Below are 19,199 nucleotides of genomic sequence, written 5' to 3'. Positions count from 1 at the left end.
TTAGGACGCTTCGTGGAAACCTGAGTTCTAAGGTAGTATGTGGCGCGATTCGATGACCCGTTCCACAACCACCGCCACCGACTCCGTTCGACCGATGCCCGCCATTCCTAGATTCTCGCCCCACCCTTTTACCGCGTTCATCATCCTGCTGATGCTGTTGGCCGCTTCGCTGGTTGCGGGCTGCGCGCTCAAAAAGGAGACCAAACCTGCCGCTCCGCCGGCCGGCACGCGCCAGAATGGCGTGTTGGTGGTGCAACGCGCCGACGACAACCGAACCGCCGAGTTGCGAATCGGCGAACGTCTCAAGGTGATGTTGCCGGAGAACCCCAGCACCGGTTACACCTGGGCCATCGACGAAACCGACCGGCGTCTGCTGGCGCTGGACGGAACCGCCTATGACGAACCAGCCGATGGCTTCATCGGTGCTCGTGGCCGGCGAATCTTTACTTTTATCACCCAGCAACCCGGCGAGGTTACCCTGAAGCTGAAATACTGGCGCTTCTGGGACGGCGATGGGTCGACCACCGAACGCTATGCCTTCGTTCTAAAGATAATACCTTGAAAAAACGCTGAAACCTCCGTCGCCGTAGCGTATGATCGAGCCGCTCCAACCTACAATTTGGCAAAAAGCGCGCTGCGATAATAGCTGTCCTTGATCCTGAGATTCTTCAATACAAACCAATAACCTGGGATTGATCAATATGAAAAAACCTTTCTTTGCGGCTTTGGGCGTGTTGGGCGTCATGCTGGCGAGCGGTTGCGCGATGGCGCCCTCCCAACAACGGACCCAAACCATCGCGACGCCGGCCTACGCGCAACCGGAACTCCGTGATAAGAAAACGGGTACGGGTTTCGTGCAAGCGCTCGATCTTGAAAGGCGGGAACTCGTATTGAAGGGCCAGGGCGACAAACTTCGCACCATTAAAGTCGATGCGGAAGTCCGCAACCTAGCGCAAATCAAGGCTGGTACTCCGGTGGAGCTGACGTATTACGAGGCGTTGGCGGTCAAGCTCGAAAAACCGGCGGCGAGCGGTCTACCGGGCCAGAAACCAGCGAGCATGATGCGCGGCGATGCCGAGATCATCGGCAAGGTCACTGCCGTGGATCAAAAAAACCGCCGCATCACGCTGCAAAGCACGCAAGACGCGGTGACGATGAAAGTTCCCGACGATATCGATATCAGCACGCTCAAGGTCGGAGATCTCTTGAGGGCCAGTTACGTCCAGGCCTTGGCCACTTCCGTGGAGCCGGTGCAGCTACACCGGAAAAGAAGACGCTAAGCGGCTGACGGCAAATCCCGCGCTCGTCCGTCGGAGAGGGCATCCTCTCGCTAACCCTTCAAACGCTTCCCGGAAAGCGATCCGTTCGCCGCAGTGCCGGGAAGCGCCACATCCACGCGGCGGTCACCACCAGCGTCGCAACTCCACCCAACACGACGGCCGGCACCAGACCGAACCAGGCGGCGGTCACCCCCGATTCGAATTCCCCCAATTCGTTGGAGGCGCCGATGAACACCGCGTTGACCGCGCTGACCCGGCCCCGAATCGCATCCGGCGTTTCCAGTTGCACCAGCAAATGGCGGACGTAGACGCTGATCATGTCGCTGGCGCCGAGCACGAACAGCGCCAGCAGCGACAGCCAGAAGCGTTCCGACAGCCCGAACACGATGGTGGCCACGCCGAACAGGCCAACACCGCCGAACATCCAATAGCCGACCCGGCTCGACATCGGCTTGAAGGCCAACAGGATGGAAATCACCGCTGCCCCGACGCCCGGCGCCGTGCGCAGCAAACCCAAACCTTGCGGGCCGACCTGGAGGATATCGCTGGCATAAGCCGGCAACAGCGCCGTCGCACCGCCGAACAACACGGCGAACAGATCCAGCGAAATCGCGCCTAGCACCACCGGCCGCGACCCCACGAAGCGCAAGCCTTCCAGCAAGGTGTTCCAGTTCGGGGTTTCCTTCCGAACCGCCGGTTGCGCGATGCGCGCCAGGCTCATCAGCAGCAACGCCAGCAGAAACAGCAGCGCCGCCGCGCCGTACACCACGGCTGGCCCGAACAGATACAGCAGACCGCCCACGGTCGGCCCCACGATCACCGCGACATGAAAGGTGGAAGAACTGATCGCCACCGCGTTGCCAAAATTTTGCAGCGGCACCAGATTCATCAGAATCGCCTGGCTGGTCGGCATCCGAAACGCGCGGGCCGCACCGAACAGCACCAGCGACGCGAATACCGGCCACAGCGATCGATAACCGCTCAACGTAAACAGCAACAGACTCAGCGCGCAGCTCAGCTCGACGGCATGACACACCATGATGATGGCGCGGCGGTTGAACTGATCGGCGGCCTGACCGGCTACCAGCACCAAGAGAAAAAAAGGCGCGAACTGCGCCAGACCGATGAAACCCAGATCGAGCGCGTTGCCGGTGATGGCGTACACCTGCCAGCCCACCGCCACGTTTTGCATCTGTACGGCGATGGTGCCGAGCAAGCGGGCGGAGAGGTAACAGGCGAAATTTCGATGGCGCAGCGCGCTGAAGCCGTTTGGGGTGGATAAGGTCATCACTTGATGCGTCTAAAGCAGCTCAGGAGCAAAAGACGAACTGATGTCCCATCCGATCGCCGGGCAGCGCGGTCTCGAACCAACCCACCCAGGCCGGCGCCCACGGGTCACCCTCGGGCGGCGCCCAGGCCGCGAAATCCTTGTCCTCGACCGGTGAATACGGTCCGGGTTTGACCTCGAACATGAGGGTGCCGGGTGCAAGACTCACCACGCAGTGCCAAGCGCGGGCCGGAACTTCCACCGCACAAGCGCCCTCATTGGCGCGCAGGTCAACGCGTGTCAGAATCCGGCCCGCATCGTCGAAAAAAAGCACGGCGAACGCACCCCGCACCACCACCATCAACTCCCAACCGCTATCGCGCGCGTGGCGATGCGGGCGGGCATAAGTACCAGGCTCCAACGCATTGAACAAACGTTGGATGGGGTCTTCCAACCCCGGATGCACGTTCAAATTCTTGCGCAGACGCGGCAAACGAGCCGCCTCCGCGCTTAGGGCGTCTAATGTCGCGGCGCTGTAGAGCTTTATAGCATCGGGCATGACCATATTGTCAGTGTGGGTTCGCCACGCAAAAACAACGCCCGGTTTCCCGAGCGTCGTCTTACGGCAAACCCCGTCAAAGGCAGTTCAATCCATCGCTTCATACAGCGGCAGGGTCAGGAACTCCGGATAGTTCGGATCGAGTGACATCTTCTCGAAAATGCCGGCGGCCTGCTCGTAGGTCGCGGTAGCCTCGCCCTGCGCGCTGACCGTCTTCTTGACCTTCGCCAACTCCTCGGGAATCAGTCCGCGCACCAGTTCGGCGGTGACCTTGCGGCCGTCGTCCAGCGTACCCTTGGGACTGACCACCCATTGCCAGACCTGCGAGCGGGAGATTTCGGCGGTGGCGGCGTCTTCCATCAAGTTGTGAATCGGCACGCAGCCGTTACCCGCCAGCCACGAACCCAAATAGTGGATGCCGACGTTGATGTTGTTGCGAAGACCGGCCTCGGTGATCGGCGTTTCGGGATTGAAGTTCAGAAAATCCTTGGCGGCGAACACTTCGTCGCGCTGCTTTTGCCATTGATTCGGCTTGTCGCCCAGCACCTTAACGAATTCCTCGTGGGCGATAGGCACCAGGCCGGGATGGGCCACCCAACCGCCGTCGAAACCGTCGTTGGCGTCGCGGGTCTTGTCGTGACGGATGCCGGCCAGCGCCTTTTCGTTGGCGACCGGATCATCCTTGATCGGAATCAGCGCCGACATCCCGCCCATCGCCGGCGCGCCGCGCTTGTGGCAGATCTTGACCAGTTGCAACGCGTAGGAGCGCATGAACGGTACTTCCATGGTGATCGCGCCGCGATTGGCCAGACAGAAGTTTTTATTCTTCTTAAATTTCTTGATGCAGCTAAAAATGTAATCCCAACGCCCGGCGTTAAGGCCGGCGCTGTGCTCGCGCAGTTCGTACAGAATCTCTTCCATTTCAAAGGTCGCGAGGATGGTCTCGACCAGCACGGTCGCCTTGATGGTGCCGCGCGGGATCCCCAGTTCGTCCTGCGCCAGGCAGAAAATGTCGTTCCACAGCCGCGCTTCCAGATGGCTTTCCATCTTCGGCAGGTAGTAGAACGGTCCCGCGCCACGGGCGATCTGCTCCTTGGCGTTGTGGAAGAACACCAGCCCGAAATCGAAGATGCCGCCGGAGACGCGCTGGCCGTCCACCAGCATGTGCTTCTCGTCCAGATGCCAGCCGCGCGGGCGAATTTGCAGCGTGGCGATGGTGTCGTTGAGTTTGTATTCCTTACCGGCTTCATTGACGAAACTGAGATTGCGGCGGATGGCGTCGACCAGATTCACCTGGCCCTGAATCTGGTTGTACCAGTTGGGGCTGTTGGAATCCTCGAAGTCGGTCATGTAGGAATCAGCGCCGGAGTTGTAGGCGTTGATGATCATTTTGCGCTCGACCGGACCGGTGATTTCAGTGCGGCGGCGCTCCAACGCCTTCGGCAGCGGCGCGATCTTCCAATCGCCTTGACGAATGTGCTGGGTCTCGGGCAGAAAATCGGGCATCTCGCCGGCGTCGATGCGAGCTTGACGCTCGATGCGCTTTTTCAACAATTCCTGACGGCGCGGTTCGAAAGCTCGGTGCAGCTTGGCGACCAAGGCGAGCGCGTCGTGCGTCAGAATTTCGTCGAAACGGGGATGAAGCGGGGCGTTCACTTGCACGCCAGCAGGTAGGTTGAGGCTCACGGATCGCTCCTCGAAGGAATGGGGGTACAAGGAATGATTATAAGGAAATACGGCCTTTGCATTGAAAAAGACTGGCGTCCCAACGCGAAAAACCCGGAGAGAGACCTCTCCGGGCAATGAGTCAGACGCAACCTCCGCCATCGGCCTCACCAGCGGCGGACGGCGGCTACAACGCTCAGTGGAACTGCTCTTCTTCCGTGGAACCGGTCAGCGCGGTCACCGAGGATACGCCGCCCTGAATGACGGTGGTCACGTCGTCGAAGTAGCCGGTACCGACTTCTTGCTGGTGGCTGACGAAGGTGTAGCCCCGGTCGCGAGCCGCAAATTCCGGCTCTTGCACCTTTTCGACATAGGCCGACATCCCGCGCTTCACATAATCTTGGGATAGATCGAACATGTTGTACCACATATTGTGGATACCGGCCAAAGTGATAAATTGGTATTTGTAGCCCATCGCGCCTAGCTCGCGCTGGAACTTGGCGATGGTGGCGTCGTCCAGATTCTTCTTCCAGTTGAAGGACGGCGAGCAGTTGTAGGCCAGCATCTTGCCCGGATTCTTGGCCTGGATGGCTTCGGCGAATTTCTTGGCGAAGTTGAGATCGGGCGTGCCGGTCTCGCACCACACCATGTCGGCGTAGGGTGCGTAGGCCAGGCCGCGCGAAATCGCCTGATCCAGACCTTTCTTGGTCTTGTAGAAGCCTTCGACGGTGCGTTCGCCAGTGCAAAACGGCTTGTCGTTCTCGTCGCAGTCGCTGGTCAACAGGTCGGCCGCTTCGGCGTCGGTGCGGGCCAACAGGACCGTCGGAACCCCGTAAACATCCGCCGCCAAGCGGGCGGCGATCAATTTCTGTACCGCTTCCTGGCTCGGCACCAGCACCTTGCCGCCCATGTGGCCGCACTTCTTGACCGAGGCCAGTTGATCCTCGAAATGGACGCCCGCCGCCCCGGCGCGAATCATCCGCTTCATCAACTCATGCGCGTTCAGCACCCCGCCGAAACCGGCTTCGGCGTCGCCGACGATGGGCAGGAAATAATCCACGAAGTCTTTTTGACCCGGCCCGATGCCGCGGGCGCATTGAATTTCGTCGGCGCGCTTGAAGGTGTTGTTGATGCGCTCGACCACCACCGGCACCGAATCGACCGGATATAAGGACTGATCAGGATACATCGACATATAGGTGTTGTTGTCGGCGGCGACCTGCCAGCCGGACAGATAAATCGCCTTGACCCCGGCCTTGGCCTGCTGCATCGCCTGACCGCCGGTCAGCGCGCCCAGACAGTTGACGTAGGGAGTGGTGGTGATCAGATTCCACAGCTTTTCGGCGCCTCGTTGCGCCAGGCTGTACTCGACCGGTAGATTGCCGCGCAGCCGCACGACATCCTCGGCGCTGTAGCCGCGCTTGATGCCCTTCCAGCGGGGATTCTCGGCCCAATCTTTTTTCAGTTGTTCAACGCTTAGAAATGACATTTTTTTCTATCCTCTTTGGGGGTTTATGGCATTGTGGCTCAAAACCTGCTCGCTGCGATTTTTCGAAAAAGCCCCGCACGATTTTATGTCGTAGAATTGAAGGCACATCGAGAAATTGTGGTTATCTTAATGCCGCTATGCAACATTTTACAAGTTGATTACATCTTGACTGCCCCCACCCTCGCATCAGCGCACCCTTTCAATCGGCAGGAAACCGGCCATGACCCAGCACACGACCAAGACCCCGGATTTGATCGCCGACATCGGCGGCACCAACGCTCGTTTCGCCCTGGCAGCGCCGGATGGTCGCATTAGCGCCGAGCGCATTCTGAGCGGCGCCGCCTATCCCGATTTGATTGAGGCCGCCGCCGCCTATTTGCGCGATATTCCAGAACCGCGTCCGCGGCGCGCCGCCGTCGCCGTCGCTACGCCTATCACCGGCGATTGGATTCAATTCACCAACAGCCCGTGGTCGTTTTCCACGGAGGCGGCCCGTCAGGCGTTGGGGTTAGAACGACTGGTGATTCTGAACGACTTCACGGCGCTGGCGCTGGCGCTGCCGCTGCTCGGTCCGGACGAACGCCGGGCGGTCGGCGGTGGCATGACGGTTGAAAAGGCCCCCATCGCCTTGTTGGGCGCGGGCACCGGCTTGGGCGTATCGGGGCTGGTATGGTCGGGCAACCACTGGATTCCGCTGGAAGCCGAAGGCGGCCATGTCACCTTTTCCGCCTCCGACGCGCGGGAATGGGCGGTCTATCAAGTCTTACAGCAGCGCTTCGGCCATGTCTCACCCGAACGGCTGTTGTCCGGGCCCGGCTTGGTCAACGCCTACACCGCGCTCGCTGAAATCCAAGGCTGGCGGGCCGAAAATCTGGCCCCGGCCGACATCACCGACCGGGCCATGGCGGAAAGCTGCCCGCATTGCATCGAGGTGCTGGAACTGTTTTGCGGCGCGCTGGGCACGGCGGCGGGCAATCTGGCGATCACTTTGGGCGCGCGCGGCGGCGTCTATATCGGCGGCGGCATCGTTCCCCGCTTGGGACAGTTGTTCGATCGTTCCTCGTTCAGAGCGCGCTTCGAAACCAAAGGCCGGTTCAGCGCGTATCTGGCCGCCATCCCGACTTGGGTGATCACCGCCGCCAATCCGGCATTAAGAGGCGCGGCGGCGGCGCTGGGTTGACGGTTCGATCAGACGCACGTCCATCAGGCGGGCAGTTGGTTGATCTTGGCCGCCACGATGAAATCATTCTCGTGCAGACCTTTTATTTTATGGGTATACAGCAACACGTTGACGTACCCCCAACCAAAACCGAGGTCGGGATGATGCCCTTCCCGTTCCGCCAGTTCGCCGACTCGATTGACGAACGCCAACGCGGCGGCGAAATCCTTGAAGCGGAACTGGCGCTCCAACCGGGTGCCGTTTTCCAGCAACCGCCAACCCGGTGCTTGCTCCAACAAGGTTTCAGCCTCAGCCAGCGCGAGCGGCGGAATGCCGCCGCGACAAGGGACACACAGCTTCTCGGACAGATTCATCAGGCACCTCGCTATTGGCTTTCCGGTATTAAAACCTTGAATGAGAACGGCCAAATTGGGGACAATCCACAGGTGAGACCGATTCACCTATACTGTTGCCAAAGTATCGACCCAACAGGGAGAATCCGCACATGCGATTCGTTTCAATTCCCGCCCTGGGCGTAATGCTGCTGGCTACCGGCATCGCACTGGCTCCCTACTTAGGGACCGCCGCGCCCCCGAAGAAATCCCCGGAAAAAACGCCGCCCGAAATCATCGCCAGCCGGGAAGCGGCTCAACAATTCGGCGCCGCTTTGAAAGAGGCCCTGCAACACGCCATCGATAACGGCGGTCCAGCCAACGGCATCAGCGTCTGCCACGATAAAGCCGGACAAATCGCCACGGATTTTTCTCAGCAAAAGGGCATCCTGATCGGTCGGACCAGCCTGAAAATCCGCAATCCCGACAATGCGCCGGACAACTGGGAACTGGCGGTGCTCAAACAGTTCGAAGCCCGCAAGGAACAAGGCGAACCTGCTGATTCGCTGGAATTTGCCGCGGTGATCGAAGACGATCAAGGCAAAAAAACGTTTCGCTACATGAAAGCCATCCCCACCGCCGCGCTCTGCGTGAAATGTCACGGCGAGAGCATCGAGGCCGAGGTGGAGGCCAAGCTGAAGGAACTGTATCCGAACGATCAGGCGCGCGGTTTCAAGGAAGGCGACCTGCGCGGCGCGTTCACCCTGGCCGCGCCGGTTCCCTGATAGAAAGGACATTGCATGGATTGGTCACCACACCTGACCGTCGCCACCATCGTCGAACGCGATGGCCGCTTTCTGCTGGTCGAGGAGTACGCCGACGGTGACGGGTTGGTTTACAACCAACCCGCCGGCCATTTGGACGAGCACGAAACGCTGGCGGCGGCGGCCATTCGCGAAACCCTGGAAGAGACGGCTTGGGAAGTTCAAATCGACGCCATCGTCGGCGTCTATTATTGGACTCATCCCAAGGGTCATACCTTCGTGCGCACCTGTTTTGTCGGCACCGCCTTGCAGCATCATCCCGACCAACCGCTCGATCAGGGTATCGAACGGGCGCTGTGGTTGACCCGCCAGGAAATCGTCGCCTTGGGACCAAAATTGCGCAGCCCCCTGGTGTTACGTTGTATCGATGATTATCTGGCGGGGAAACGCCATCCCTTGAATGTGTTCACTTATCTTTGAAAGTCCCGAAGCCTCAAGCCAAGCTTCCACTGCTGGGCTGTTTGTTGAGAAGGCGCCGGCTACTGGCCGGTAGCGCCAATCACCAAGCTATTTGGACAGCACTTTCAATGTTTCGACATCCGCCCGCATTTGTTTTCGCTCGACCAGCGGCAATGGAATGACGCCCATATCATAGAAGTATCCTGTCGTGCCCATGGCGGCATCCGAGGTCAGTTCAGCCAAATATTCCTTAAGGCCCGGAATAAGCCCTACATGCGATTTCTTGATAAACACGAACATTGGAAATGTCAGGCCATAGGTATTCCGAGAAACATTGATAAGGGTCGGCTCCATCTTGTCTAAGGATAAAGTGACTAAATTATCTCTCAACACCATGGTCAACGCCACAATGCCTAAAATATCTGGCTTGTTTTTCAATTCTTGAATAGCGGAAGGAGTGCGAGTGTACTCATTATAGGCGTCATCCTTGCGAAAACTCTTGCAGACGGCCTCAAAGTCTTTTGGGTTACTGGTTTCTAATGCCTTAAACGCATCGATTTGTCTACAACCCGGCGATACGATGGATGTTATATAGGTTTGATGAAGGCCGATACCCGACTCCGGGGCCAGTATTTGAATCTTGAGATCCGGCAGGGCGGGATTGATATCCTTCCAGCTTTTATAAGGATTGGCAATCAGTTTTGCATTATCTTTTGGGTCGGGAACATCTTTGGCGACAGCCAAAAAGAGCTCCTTTCGGCTCAAACTGGAAAGTCTACCGCCCGCAGCCTGAGCGGCAACAAGCGCGTCACGTCCCAGATTAATCCGAACGATCTCATTGACGCCATTTTTATCGCACAGCTCCAGTTCAGCCGGTCGAACATTACGGGTACCCGTATTTATACTCGGTGTTTCGGGCCCGGCTCCCGCGCAAAAAAGCTTAAAACCAGTCGTTGTATCATTATATAAAATCTGCGGAGGTTTATATTGCGGGGCTTTACTGACAAATTGCTCGCCTACTTTTATCATTAATGGTATAGGAGTAAAACCACCAGCGACGGTGAAACGATCAGGCGGGGTTTGGGCACCAGCGCCAGCGGCCGTAAAGACTGCCATGATAATGACGATAAGGGCTTTTTTCTCAAGCATGGCCTGGTAGCGCCCTTCAAGATGATTCTCTCTGGTAAAACCAAGCATGGTAGCGTCCCTCAAGGATTGTTCTCTCTGGCAAACACGAGCGCGAACAGGCGTAAATAATCAGCCGGACCTTTCTAGTAAAACGCCACAAATTCTAAAATTCAACTGTAGTTGATTCGTTACTTTCTGGCTTGAAGCAACGGGCTTGGTATCACAGTTAAGCGCCTAAATACGCTTCCTTGACCCGTTCGTCTCCCAATAATTCCCGACCCGTACCAGCCAGTATAACGGAACCGGTCTCCAGCACGTAGGCGCGGGACGCAATGCGCAACGCCATGTTGGCGTTTTGTTCCACCAACAGGATAGTGGTGCCGGCCCGATTGATGGCTTCAATGATTCGGAAGATGTCCTGGACCAAGCGCGGCGACAAACCCATGGAAGGCTCATCCAGCAGCACCAGGCGCCCCCGGCTCATCAGCGCCCGGCCCACGGCCAGCATTTGCTGTTCGCCGCCGGACAAGGTTCCACCCGCCTGATGCTGGCGCTCCTTGAGCCGAGGGAAGGTTTGAAAAACCCGGTCGTAATCGGCTTCGATGTCGCTTTTATCCGTGCGCTGCCAAGTTGCCAGCCGCAAGTTCTCCAAAACGCTCAAGTTGCCAAAGATTCCCCTGCCTTCCGGTACTTGGGCGATGCCCAAACCGACGATTCGGTGCGCGGGAACGCGCTTTAAGTCTTGGCCTTCGAACGAAATCCTGCCGCTATAATTCACCAGGCCCGAAACAGCTCGCAGAATGGAAGTCTTGCCCGCGCCGTTCGCGCCGATCAAGGTGACGATCTCGCCTTTCTTAACCCAAAATGAAACGCCTTGCAGGGCCTTGATCCCATCGTAGCTCACCACCAGATCGCGGACGTCCAACAGCTTGCTTGCCTGCTCGACCGTTTCGCCGTTCATCCCACCGGTCCCTCCCCCAGATAAGCTTCCAGCACCTTGGGATGGTTCTGAATTTGCTCCGGCGTTCCATCGGCGATGGTCTGGCCGAAATCCAAGACCTTGAGGCGCTCGCAAATGCCCATCACCAGTTTCATCTGGTGCTCGATCAGCAGAATGGTCAGCTTGAATTCCTTGCGAATCCACAGAATGAACTCCATCAGCCGGTCGATTTCATTAGGGTTCATCCCCGCCGCCGGCTCGTCCAGCAGCAATAGCTCCGGTCCGATGGCCAGCGCGCGGGCGATCTCCAGACGCCGCTGCAAGCCGTAGGGCAAATTCTTGGCGGTCTCGCCGGCCATCGCCTCCAAGTGAAAAATCGCTAGCAGCCGTCGGGAATTTTCGATGATGCGCCGCTCCTCGCGCGAGTAACGGCCGATCTGCAATAACGCTTCCAGCGGGCTGTAATCGGCTTGAGCGTAATGGGCGATCCGCACGTTATCCAGCACCGACAAATCCCGAAACAGCCGGATATTCTGGAAAGTGCGGCCGATCCGCAACGCGGTGATCTGATGGGGGGTCTTGCCCACCAGCTCCATCCCCTTGAACCGGATGCTGCCCTCGGTTGCCCGATAGACGCCGGTGATCAGGTTGAAGATCGTGGTCTTGCCCGCGCCGTTGGGTCCGATGACGCCCACCAGCTCGCCCGCCTGGAGAGCCAGATCGAAGTCGGAGACCGCGCACAGACCGCCGAAGTAATGTTTGACCTTACTGGCCGCGAGCAATGTCATGTTCGTTCTCGTTCTCGGCGCCGCGCTGGTGCGCGTCCGAATCCCGCTTGGGCACCAACCAGCGCAACTCCCGCAACCCCATGATGCCGCGCGGCGCGAAGATCATTACCAGCACCAGCGCTAGCGGCATGACCACCATCCGCCATACGCCGAGATGGCGGATGAAATACTCGTTCAGCGGATCGAATACGATCGCGGGCAACCAGCCCAGCAAACTCGCCATCGTGGAGGGCCGTAACAGCTCCAGCAAGACAGTGTAGACGGTGGCGCCCAGAATCGAACCACCGATCGAGGCGATTCCGCCCAAGTAGACCATGATCAGGATGTCGGTGGTCTTGATGATGTCGAACACGCGGGGGCTGATGAATTGCAGCAAATGGGCGAACAACCCGCCGGCGATCCCCGCGAAAAACGAGGAGACGGTAAACGCCAGGAACTTCACCCGCCGGGTGTCGACGCTCATCAAGTCGCTGGCGATCTCGTCCTCCCGTACCGCCAGCACCCCACGCCCGTATTTGGAATAGACGAAATTACGGATCGCCCAGACGGTGACCACCACCCAGAAAAACACCCAGGGCAAGGTGGTTAGCCTGCGGATGCCGGGGATGCCGCGCGGCCCGCCGATGGCATCGATATTTTCAATGAGCGATTTGACGATCATCAGAAAAGCCAGCGTGATCAGCGCCAGATAATCGCCCCGGGTCTTGAAGGAGGGCACCGCCACGATCAGCCCGAACACGGCGGCCGCCAAACCCCCGGCCAGTATCGTCAGCGGAAACAGCGCCGGGTAGGCCGCCACCGGCAGCACCTTCATGGACAGCAAGGCCGCGGTGTAGGCGCCGACCGCCATGAAGCCGGCATGGGCCAACGAAAACTCGCCCATGTAGCCGTTCACCAAATTCAAACTCACCGCCAGAATGATGTTGATGCCCACATACATCATCACCAACTGGACGTACTTATTGAAAAGATTGTATTCGGGAATCGCGAAGGCCAGCCCGAAACCGAGCAGGATCAAGACCGGCAACAGCCAGCGTTGCGCCGCCAGCCAGTCCCGGCTTTCGATATAGGCGCTTTTCATACTTTTTGTATCCGAGGCGAACCCAAAATGCCGTAGGGTCTGACCACCAGCAACACCAGCAACAGGGCGAAGGCCACAAAGTCCCGGTAGGTGGACGGCAGGAACGCCGCCACCATGATCTCGACGCCGCCCAGGATGAAAGCGCCGATCATCGCGCCCCGAATGTTGCCGATCCCGCCGACCACCGCCGAGATGAAGGCTTTCCAACCGACCATGATCCCCATGTAGGGGTCGATCACCGGGTAGGCGAGGCCGTACATGGTGCCGGCCGCCCCGGCCAATCCGGCGCCGATGGCGAAGGTGATGGAAACGATCAGGTTCACCGGTACGCCCATCAGCGGCACGAAGGTCTTATCCCAGGAAATCGCCCGCATCGCCATGCCCACCGACGTGCGATGCACCACATAATCCAGCAGGAACATCAGGCCCAGCGACAGGAAAATGATGATCACCTGCAACGAAGACAGAGACACCCCACCCAAATCCCAGTTGGTATTCTCTAAAAGCGGAGGAATGTGCTTGGGATAGGGCGCCAAGGCCAGGGTAAAATTTTCCAAAAAGATACCTACGCCCAGCGCGGTGATGATGGCCGACACGCGCGGCGCATGGCGCAGGGGTTTGTAGGCCAGCCGTTCGATCAAAACCCCCAGCAACGCCGTGCCGAGCATGGTCAGCAGCAAGGTCGGCGCGAACGGCAGCCCTAGATAAACCGCCGCCAGGAAGCAAAAAAAAGCCCCCACCATGAACACGTCGCCGTGAGCGAAATTGATCATGGTCAGAATGCCGTAGACCATGGTGTAGCCCAGAGCGATCAACGCATAGATACTGCCCAGTTGCAGGGCGTTCAGCGTTTGCTGCAACCAGTAGACGATCCCTTCGCTCAATGTCGTCACCCACCTTGCCGCCGGTTAACAAGAAAGGCGGCCCGTCGGGCCGCCTTGCGTTGCTGTTAGGCCATTATCCCAGGCGCTCAGGGATTGGCGTTAGTAAAGTAGGTGAACTTGCCATCCTTGATCTGCAAGATGACCGCGCTCTTGATCGGATCGCGGGAATCAGCCTTGAATTTCATATCGCCGGTCACGCCCTTGTAACTGGGCAGAACGGACAACGCGGCGCGGATCGACTCGCGGTCGGCCTTGCCGGCGCTTTTGATGGACCCGAACAGCAAGCCGAAAGCGTCGTAGGTCAGAGCCGCCACATCGTCCGGCTTCGCGCCGTACGCTTTCTCGTAATCCTCGATGAATTTCTTGGCGACCGGCGCGGCGTTGTCGGCGGCGTAATGAGTGCTGAAGTAATAGCCATTCAGCGCCGAACCGCCCAAGGTCAACAGCTCGTTGCTGCCCCAGGAATCGCTGCCGATGAAGGGCGCGGTGATTCCTAGCCGCTGCGCCTGCTGAACTTGCAAGGGAACTTCGCTGTAGTAGTTCGGCAGGAAGATCACGTCGGGCTTGGCGTCCTTGATCTTGGTCAACTGCGCCGAAAAATCCTTGTCGTTGGTGGTGTAGGTCTCGAACGCGACGATCTTGCCGCCCAGCTTTTCATAGTTCGCCTTGAATACTTCGGCAATGCCCTTGTTGTAGTCGGAGGCCACGTCATACAACACCGCCGCATTCTTGGCCTTCAGCTTTTCCAGCGCGAACTTCGCGAGTACCCCGCCCTGGAAGGGGTCGATGAAGCAGGCCCGAAACACATATTTCTTGGGTTGGTTGGTGTTGGCGTCCAGCGTGGTCTTGGGATTGGTGGACCAAGGGGTAATCAGCACCGTTTCGGAGCTTTCGGCGATTTCCGAGGCGGGAATTGCGTAGCGGCTGGCGTTGGGGCCGACGATGGCCAGCACCTCGTCTTGGGTGATGAGCTTCTGAGCGGCGGCGGCGGATTGATCGGCCTTGCCGGCGTTGTCCTCCACCACCAGATCCACCTTTATTTTCTGCTTGCCGACCTGCACGCCACCGGCGGCGTTGATTTCCTTCACCGCCATTTCGGCGGCGTTCTTGCAGGATGCCCCCACGGCGGGCATGTCGCCGGTCAATTCGGCGATGACGCCCAACTTCAAGCTTTTCTCGGCCCCCCAGGCCGTGAGCCCGAAAGAGCACAAAAATAAGGGCAACAATACAGACAGCACTTTACGCATGAGCGCCTCCCTCTCCTTCAGTTGTGAGCTAGCGGACAGTCATAATTGTTCAATGGGAAAACCACGGAGGAAGCGGCGTATCGACCGCTCGATGCGGCCGGCGCGATCTTGTTGCACGCTGTTTGCTTCCCCCAGCCGTAAGAATTATAGCGACACCACACCGATTGCGCCGCTGTTTGCGAATGAGTTTGGAAGCGGGTCCACGCCTGCTGCGCCGGCGCGGCTACGCGCTCCGCGCTGGGAATGGGCAAAGCGCGCCAGTGCGGCGGCGCGTCACAAGCCGATGACAGGACGTTTACAGAGAACCCTTGGCTTCCCACGAGGGCGCGATGATTTGCTCCGAACGCTTGCGGCAAACCCCTTCAAGCTCCTGGAGCAGGGTCTCCATGCGGATCAGTCTATCCAAAACGACCCGGATATCGCGTAGCGCGAAGATCACCTCTACATTCATCTCAAGATATTTTTCGTGCTCGTGGTGCTCGGCCCGTTCGAGAGCGGCCTGAATGCTTTCCTTCTCGTCGACGGGAGTACCCAGCAAGCGGATGAAGACCCGCAGCTTCCGGCGCTGCTGGCCCAGCCAGTCGTGGTAGCGGTAAAGCAGTTCGTAGCCGTCTTCGATCGAATAGGCCTTGTAACGGAACTTGAGCTTGAGATCATCGAAGGTACTGTGGCGCAAGATGTGACCCTGCTTCCATTCTTCGATGGTCTGCTTGAACTCTAGCGGTAAAAAATCGACGCCGGTTTCGATGCGGTTTTTAAAAAAGTCGAGTTCTTGGACTTCCTGCTCCACTTTTTCGACCGTCAGACGGATCTGTTGGTGGATCGCCTCGGTTCGCGTGTAGTTTTTCTTTGGGGTTTTATCGGGGGTCGCGACAGCGATCAGCCCACCGCCGGCCTGTTCCGTCGCCAGCCATTCGGCGATGGCGTCTTCGACGGCCTGCATTCGGGCTTCCAATTGCTCGGCTTCCCGATGCTCTTCACCGGCGCGATGTAACTGTAGGCGCTCGCCTTCCGCCTGCTCCACCGCCGCCCACTCGCTGATGGTTTGCTCCAAGGCGGATTTCTCCTGGGCGGCGCGCTCCGCCGCCAGCCGTTCCGTGGCCGCCCGCTTCGCCGCCAGCCGCTCCGCCGCCAAGCGCGCCACCGCCGCCTGTTCGGCCGCCGCCTGTTCGGCCGCCGCCTGTTCGGCCGCCGTTCGTTCCACCGCCACTCGCCGCAAGGCGAGCGCCCGGGCTTCACCCACCTGTTTGCGAGAGCGGCCGTAGTGCAAAACCAGCCAACCAGCCAGGACGATGACCGCCCCTACGCCGAGCAATACCAACCAGCCGGATAGTTGCCAGACATTCATACGCAATGCTTCCAAATCGGCATTCTTTGCAATGGAATTCTCGGCTATTTAAGAGTTGTTCCGCCCGGCGCTATGCTTCACCGCCGAATGCCTCCAGTAGCTGTGGCAGCAACAGCGCCAGCTCGCCAGTCATCAAGGCGAACTCAGCGTCGAACACGGCCTCTGGCGAATCGGCTTTATCGGCTCGCAACGATTCTCGAACCACTTCGAGGAAGCGCAGCCGCCGCACGATGAGCGCTTCATCCAGCATAAAAGCTATTCGCCCGTTCCAAACCAAGCCCAGCTTCACCACTTGCTTGCCCGCCGCAAGGTGCGCGCTGATTTCATCCCCGGTCAAATCCTGTCCCCGGCAACGGACCACGCCGCCGGCTTCTTGCATTTCGCGCAATTCGCAACTATCCCCCAAACTGAAGCCCGCCGGCGCTCGCCCCTCGGCCAGCCACGCCGTCATGACCGCCGCGGTCGAGCGCTGGACCTTAGGTGGCGCAATCGGCAGGCTATCCAGGCTCTTACGCAACAATCCGGTGATTTCTTCCACCCCGCGCGGGCTGGCGCTATCCACCACCAACCACCCTCCCGCGAGATCCAAATAAAGATAACCGTGCCGGCTGCGGGTCAGCGCCCGCGGCAACAGTTCTTGCAGGAGTGCATCGCGCAACTCTTGCTTTTCCCGCCGTCGCGCCGTTCGCCCCTGCTGGTCTTCAATCGCCGCGACTCGCTCCGCCACCGCCTGATTGAGCGCGCTCGCCGGCAGCACCTTTTCTTCAATACGCAAGCATAACAACGTCTTGCCAGCCACGACATGAACCAGATCGACCGCTTTTCGTCCCAGCGGTGGGACCCAACCGGCGCTGCTGGGTTGATAGCTGGGACAAGGCTGAAAAGCGAAAGGCCCCAACCGCGCCGCCATCGTTTCGATCCTGGGGTTAAAGGGCTCGGTTAACCTAAAAAGTGTCAGGTTTCTAAACCACATTTACCAAATATCCTTCCTATTAGAGTTGTATTATCTGCTGGTTTTTTCAAAGCGCCAAGCTGTTTAGTCAAGTAAATTTGACTGTGTACCAACAAAACACGGGGCATTATATTGCAATGCAGCAAAATAGTCGTTATGATGTGCTCGAAATTTAACAAACCTGCTTTTTTCAACACCCTTGTGGAGATTGTGCATGCTGAACAACGAACTGACCCAACAGTATCAGAGCTTCCTGAACCCGGTCATCAAGGCCAACAAACTGTCCGCCGCCAACCTGGAAGCCTTGGTCAATTTCCAGATGAACGCGCTACAGTCCTATATCGATCTGGCGATGAGCCGGATGAAGGCCGCCGCCGACATCAGCGATCCCGATAGCTTGCAGGCGTTCTTGACCGGCCAAGCGGAAGCGATCGGCGGCTTGCAACAGAAATTCATGGACGACAGCAAAGCGCTGGCCGATCTGACTTCGCGCTTCAAGGCGGAATTCGACAAGCTGGTGCAGGAAAGCCTGCCCGGCCGTAAGTAATCCTTCGGATTTGGGACGGCACGCTTCAAGCGCTGTCCCACGATAGCTTGCTGGTCTGGTTTTCCAAGCGCTAGCGGGGTTGAACCCTCGGGTTGACCCCGCCTCGCCCACGCAATTCCAAAAAGCCCGCGCCGTTCATGGCTGCCTGAGAATCCCGCATCTGCTATCATAGGCGTCGGCTCCTCTCAAACCTGTCCAACGCGCCGCGGCCACCGTTCCATGCCCACCTCCCGAATTGTCGTCGGTCTGTCCGGCGGCGTGGATTCTTCGGTCGCCGCGCTGCTGTTGGTCGAACAGGGTTTTGAGGTGCATGGCGTGTTCATGAAGAACTGGGAAGACAGCTACGAAACCGGTTATTGCAGCGCGGCCGAAGACCTGGAAGACGCCCGCTCGGTCTGCGAAACCCTCGGAATCCCCCTGCATCAGGTCAATTTCACGGCGGACTATCAGGAGCGGGTGTTCAGTTATTTTCTGACCGAATATCGCAGCGGCCGCACTCCGAATCCCGACACGCTGTGCAACACGGAGATCAAATTCAAAGCGTTCCTCGATCATGCCCGGCGCTTGGGCGCCGACCGGATCGCCACCGGTCATTACGCGCGCAACCCGCTTCGGGACGGTCGCCGCCCCCTGCTCAAAGGCCGCGACCCCGGCAAGGACCAGAGCTATTTCTTATACGGCCTCAACCAAACGCAATTGGCCAGCGCGTTGTTTCCCGTCGGCGAGCTGTCCAAGCAGGAGGTCAGGGCGCGCGCGGCCGCAGCCGGTTTCGTCACTCACGCCAAAAAAGACAGCACCGGTATTTGCTTCATCGGCGAGCGTCCGTTTCGGAATTTTCTGAGCCGTTATCTGCCCGCGCAACCGGGACCGATCCGCTCGATCGCCGGCGAGTGGCTCGGCGAACACGGCGGCCTGGGGTTTCACACCATCGGCCAGCGGCAAGGACTCGGTATCGGCGGCCGGCGGAACGGCAGCGGCGAGCCGTGGTACGTCGCCGACAAGGATCTGGCGCAAAACACCTTGCTCGTCGCGCAAGGCCGCGACCATCCCGCACTGTTCCACCGCCGGCTGCGCGCCTCCCAACCGCACTGGATCGCCGGCGTTGCCCCGGAAGCGCCGCTACCGTGCCAGGCCAAGATTCGCTATCGCCAAGCCGACCAACCGTGTTGCCTGGAAGCCGTCGACGACAGCGGACTACGGGTTCGTTTCGAGCGCCCGCAGCGGGCCATCACCCCCGGCCAAGCGGTGGTCTTTTATCGGGGGGATGAATGCCTGGGCGGCGGCATTATCGATAGCGCCTACGATTAACC

20 protein-coding genes are annotated in these 19,199 nt (G+C 59.0%); 7 read left to right on the top strand and 13 right to left on the bottom strand.

Going from position 1 to position 19,199, the window contains the following annotated elements:
* Positions 1 to 52 precede the first annotated feature (52 nt).
* Both IPK09_01515 and IPK09_01510 read left to right on the top strand, forming a co-directional pair.
* Entirely contained in the window at positions 53 to 562 is a 510-nt protein-coding gene (locus IPK09_01515) for a protease inhibitor I42 family protein (GenBank protein ID MBK7982291.1), read from the top strand.
* Between the two features lie 139 nt (positions 563 to 701).
* A complete protein-coding gene (locus tag IPK09_01510; protein MBK7982290.1) occupies positions 702 to 1,280 on the top strand; it encodes a hypothetical protein in 579 nt (192 codons plus the stop codon).
* A gap of 58 nt (positions 1,281 to 1,338) precedes the next feature.
* Here the strand turns inward: IPK09_01510 and IPK09_01505 are convergent, their stop codons facing one another.
* The 4 genes from IPK09_01505 to aceA all read right to left on the bottom strand — a co-directional run bounded on the left by IPK09_01505 (position 1,339) and on the right by aceA (position 6,260).
* Complete coding sequence (locus tag IPK09_01505) at positions 1,339 to 2,568, bottom strand: MFS transporter (GenBank protein ID MBK7982289.1); 1,230 nt, start codon at positions 2,566 to 2,568, stop codon at positions 1,339 to 1,341.
* A gap of 22 nt (positions 2,569 to 2,590) precedes the next feature.
* Positions 2,591 to 3,106 (bottom strand): WbuC family cupin fold metalloprotein, encoded by a 516-nt coding sequence (locus tag IPK09_01500; GenBank protein ID MBK7982288.1) that lies wholly within the window; start codon positions 3,104 to 3,106, stop codon positions 2,591 to 2,593.
* Between the two features lie 87 nt (positions 3,107 to 3,193).
* Positions 3,194 to 4,792, bottom strand: a complete 1,599-nt coding sequence (locus IPK09_01495) for a malate synthase A (GenBank protein ID MBK7982287.1) — start codon at positions 4,790 to 4,792, stop codon at positions 3,194 to 3,196.
* 175 nt (positions 4,793 to 4,967) lie between these two features.
* Entirely contained in the window at positions 4,968 to 6,260 is a 1,293-nt protein-coding gene (gene aceA, locus IPK09_01490; GenBank protein MBK7982286.1) for an isocitrate lyase, read from the bottom strand.
* Between the two features lie 220 nt (positions 6,261 to 6,480).
* On the opposite strand from aceA, the gene IPK09_01485 reads away from it, so the two are divergent.
* On the top strand, positions 6,481 to 7,440 hold the full coding sequence (locus IPK09_01485) for a glucokinase (protein ID MBK7982285.1): 960 nt from the start codon (positions 6,481 to 6,483) through the stop codon (positions 7,438 to 7,440).
* 23 nt (positions 7,441 to 7,463) lie between these two features.
* On the opposite strand, the gene IPK09_01480 is transcribed toward IPK09_01485, so the two are convergent.
* Positions 7,464 to 7,793: a 4a-hydroxytetrahydrobiopterin dehydratase gene (locus IPK09_01480; protein ID MBK7982284.1), complete on the bottom strand. Its 330-nt coding sequence runs from the start codon at positions 7,791 to 7,793 to the stop codon at positions 7,464 to 7,466.
* A 131-nt stretch (positions 7,794 to 7,924) separates the two neighbouring features.
* Here IPK09_01480 and IPK09_01475 point away from each other — a divergent pair, with 131 nt between their 5' ends.
* Both IPK09_01475 and IPK09_01470 read left to right on the top strand, forming a co-directional pair.
* Positions 7,925 to 8,536 (top strand): DUF3365 domain-containing protein, encoded by a 612-nt coding sequence (locus tag IPK09_01475; GenBank protein ID MBK7982283.1) that lies wholly within the window; start codon positions 7,925 to 7,927, stop codon positions 8,534 to 8,536.
* 15 nt (positions 8,537 to 8,551) lie between these two features.
* On the top strand, positions 8,552 to 8,995 hold the full coding sequence (locus IPK09_01470) for an NUDIX hydrolase (GenBank protein ID MBK7982282.1): 444 nt from the start codon (positions 8,552 to 8,554) through the stop codon (positions 8,993 to 8,995).
* 87 nt (positions 8,996 to 9,082) lie between these two features.
* Here the strand turns inward: IPK09_01470 and IPK09_01465 are convergent, their stop codons facing one another.
* From IPK09_01465 to IPK09_01430, 8 genes are all read right to left on the bottom strand, one after another.
* Positions 9,083 to 10,171, bottom strand: coding sequence for a substrate-binding domain-containing protein (locus IPK09_01465; protein ID MBK7982281.1), 1,089 nt, complete (start codon positions 10,169 to 10,171; stop codon positions 9,083 to 9,085).
* A 157-nt stretch (positions 10,172 to 10,328) separates the two neighbouring features.
* Positions 10,329 to 11,063, bottom strand: a complete 735-nt coding sequence (locus IPK09_01460; GenBank protein MBK7982280.1) for an ABC transporter ATP-binding protein — start codon at positions 11,061 to 11,063, stop codon at positions 10,329 to 10,331.
* A complete protein-coding gene (locus tag IPK09_01455; protein MBK7982279.1) occupies positions 11,060 to 11,830 on the bottom strand; it encodes an ABC transporter ATP-binding protein in 771 nt (256 codons plus the stop codon). The genes IPK09_01460 and IPK09_01455 overlap by 4 nt, the downstream gene beginning before the upstream one ends.
* Positions 11,808 to 12,911 carry a branched-chain amino acid ABC transporter permease gene (locus IPK09_01450; GenBank protein ID MBK7982278.1) on the bottom strand — a complete coding sequence of 368 codons (1,104 nt, stop codon included), beginning with the start codon at positions 12,909 to 12,911 and terminating at the stop codon, positions 11,808 to 11,810. Before IPK09_01450 ends, IPK09_01455 begins: the two co-directional genes overlap by 23 nt.
* On the bottom strand, positions 12,908 to 13,783 hold the full coding sequence (locus IPK09_01445) for a branched-chain amino acid ABC transporter permease (protein MBK7982277.1): 876 nt from the start codon (positions 13,781 to 13,783) through the stop codon (positions 12,908 to 12,910). Before IPK09_01445 ends, IPK09_01450 begins: the two co-directional genes overlap by 4 nt.
* Before the next feature lie 98 nt (positions 13,784 to 13,881).
* Positions 13,882 to 15,042 carry an ABC transporter substrate-binding protein gene (locus IPK09_01440; protein MBK7982276.1) on the bottom strand — a complete coding sequence of 387 codons (1,161 nt, stop codon included), beginning with the start codon at positions 15,040 to 15,042 and terminating at the stop codon, positions 13,882 to 13,884.
* A gap of 295 nt (positions 15,043 to 15,337) precedes the next feature.
* Positions 15,338 to 16,390 (bottom strand): hypothetical protein, encoded by a 1,053-nt coding sequence (locus IPK09_01435; protein ID MBK7982275.1) that lies wholly within the window; start codon positions 16,388 to 16,390, stop codon positions 15,338 to 15,340.
* A 70-nt stretch (positions 16,391 to 16,460) separates the two neighbouring features.
* Entirely contained in the window at positions 16,461 to 17,363 is a 903-nt protein-coding gene (locus IPK09_01430; protein MBK7982274.1) for a recombination-associated protein RdgC, read from the bottom strand.
* A gap of 193 nt (positions 17,364 to 17,556) precedes the next feature.
* On the opposite strand from IPK09_01430, the gene IPK09_01425 reads away from it, so the two are divergent.
* The gene (locus IPK09_01425; GenBank protein ID MBK7982273.1) at positions 17,557 to 17,889 is read left to right on the top strand and encodes a phasin family protein; all 333 of its coding nucleotides are present in this window, start codon (positions 17,557 to 17,559) and stop codon (positions 17,887 to 17,889) included.
* Between the two features lie 219 nt (positions 17,890 to 18,108).
* Positions 18,109 to 19,197 carry a tRNA 2-thiouridine(34) synthase MnmA gene (gene mnmA / locus IPK09_01420; GenBank protein ID MBK7982272.1) on the top strand — a complete coding sequence of 363 codons (1,089 nt, stop codon included), beginning with the start codon at positions 18,109 to 18,111 and terminating at the stop codon, positions 19,195 to 19,197.
* Positions 19,198 to 19,199 lie beyond the last annotated feature (2 nt).

Source organism: Candidatus Competibacteraceae bacterium (assembly GCA_016713505.1).
Classification (GTDB): domain Bacteria; phylum Pseudomonadota; class Gammaproteobacteria; order Competibacterales; family Competibacteraceae; genus Competibacter_A.
This window is presented reverse-complemented; position numbering and strand designations above follow the sequence as displayed.

Excerpts from the sequence above, each read along its gene's own strand:
- IPK09_01485 (MBK7982285.1), top strand. The coding sequence starts at position 6,481 with ATGACCCAGCACACGACCAAGACCCCGGATTTGATCGCCGACATCGGC.
- IPK09_01440 (MBK7982276.1), bottom strand. The coding sequence starts at position 15,042 with ATGCGTAAAGTGCTGTCTGTATTGTTGCCCTTATTTTTGTGCTCTTTC.
- IPK09_01450 (MBK7982278.1), bottom strand. The coding sequence starts at position 12,911 with ATGAAAAGCGCCTATATCGAAAGCCGGGACTGGCTGGCGGCGCAACGC.
- IPK09_01515 (MBK7982291.1), top strand. The coding sequence starts at position 53 with ATGACCCGTTCCACAACCACCGCCACCGACTCCGTTCGACCGATGCCC.
- IPK09_01435 (MBK7982275.1), bottom strand. The coding sequence starts at position 16,390 with ATGAATGTCTGGCAACTATCCGGCTGGTTGGTATTGCTCGGCGTAGGG.
- IPK09_01500 (MBK7982288.1), bottom strand. The coding sequence starts at position 3,106 with ATGCCCGATGCTATAAAGCTCTACAGCGCCGCGACATTAGACGCCCTA.
- aceA (MBK7982286.1), bottom strand. The coding sequence starts at position 6,260 with ATGTCATTTCTAAGCGTTGAACAACTGAAAAAAGATTGGGCCGAGAAT.
- IPK09_01470 (MBK7982282.1), top strand. The coding sequence starts at position 8,552 with ATGGATTGGTCACCACACCTGACCGTCGCCACCATCGTCGAACGCGAT.
- IPK09_01430 (MBK7982274.1), bottom strand. The coding sequence starts at position 17,363 with ATGTGGTTTAGAAACCTGACACTTTTTAGGTTAACCGAGCCCTTTAAC.
- IPK09_01455 (MBK7982279.1), bottom strand. The coding sequence starts at position 11,830 with ATGACATTGCTCGCGGCCAGTAAGGTCAAACATTACTTCGGCGGTCTG.
- IPK09_01505 (MBK7982289.1), bottom strand. The coding sequence starts at position 2,568 with ATGACCTTATCCACCCCAAACGGCTTCAGCGCGCTGCGCCATCGAAAT.
- IPK09_01425 (MBK7982273.1), top strand. The coding sequence starts at position 17,557 with ATGCTGAACAACGAACTGACCCAACAGTATCAGAGCTTCCTGAACCCG.
- IPK09_01465 (MBK7982281.1), bottom strand. The coding sequence starts at position 10,171 with ATGCTTGGTTTTACCAGAGAGAATCATCTTGAAGGGCGCTACCAGGCC.
- IPK09_01510 (MBK7982290.1), top strand. The coding sequence starts at position 702 with ATGAAAAAACCTTTCTTTGCGGCTTTGGGCGTGTTGGGCGTCATGCTG.
- IPK09_01475 (MBK7982283.1), top strand. The coding sequence starts at position 7,925 with ATGCGATTCGTTTCAATTCCCGCCCTGGGCGTAATGCTGCTGGCTACC.
- IPK09_01460 (MBK7982280.1), bottom strand. The coding sequence starts at position 11,063 with ATGAACGGCGAAACGGTCGAGCAGGCAAGCAAGCTGTTGGACGTCCGC.
- IPK09_01480 (MBK7982284.1), bottom strand. The coding sequence starts at position 7,793 with ATGAATCTGTCCGAGAAGCTGTGTGTCCCTTGTCGCGGCGGCATTCCG.
- mnmA (MBK7982272.1), top strand. The coding sequence starts at position 18,109 with ATGCCCACCTCCCGAATTGTCGTCGGTCTGTCCGGCGGCGTGGATTCT.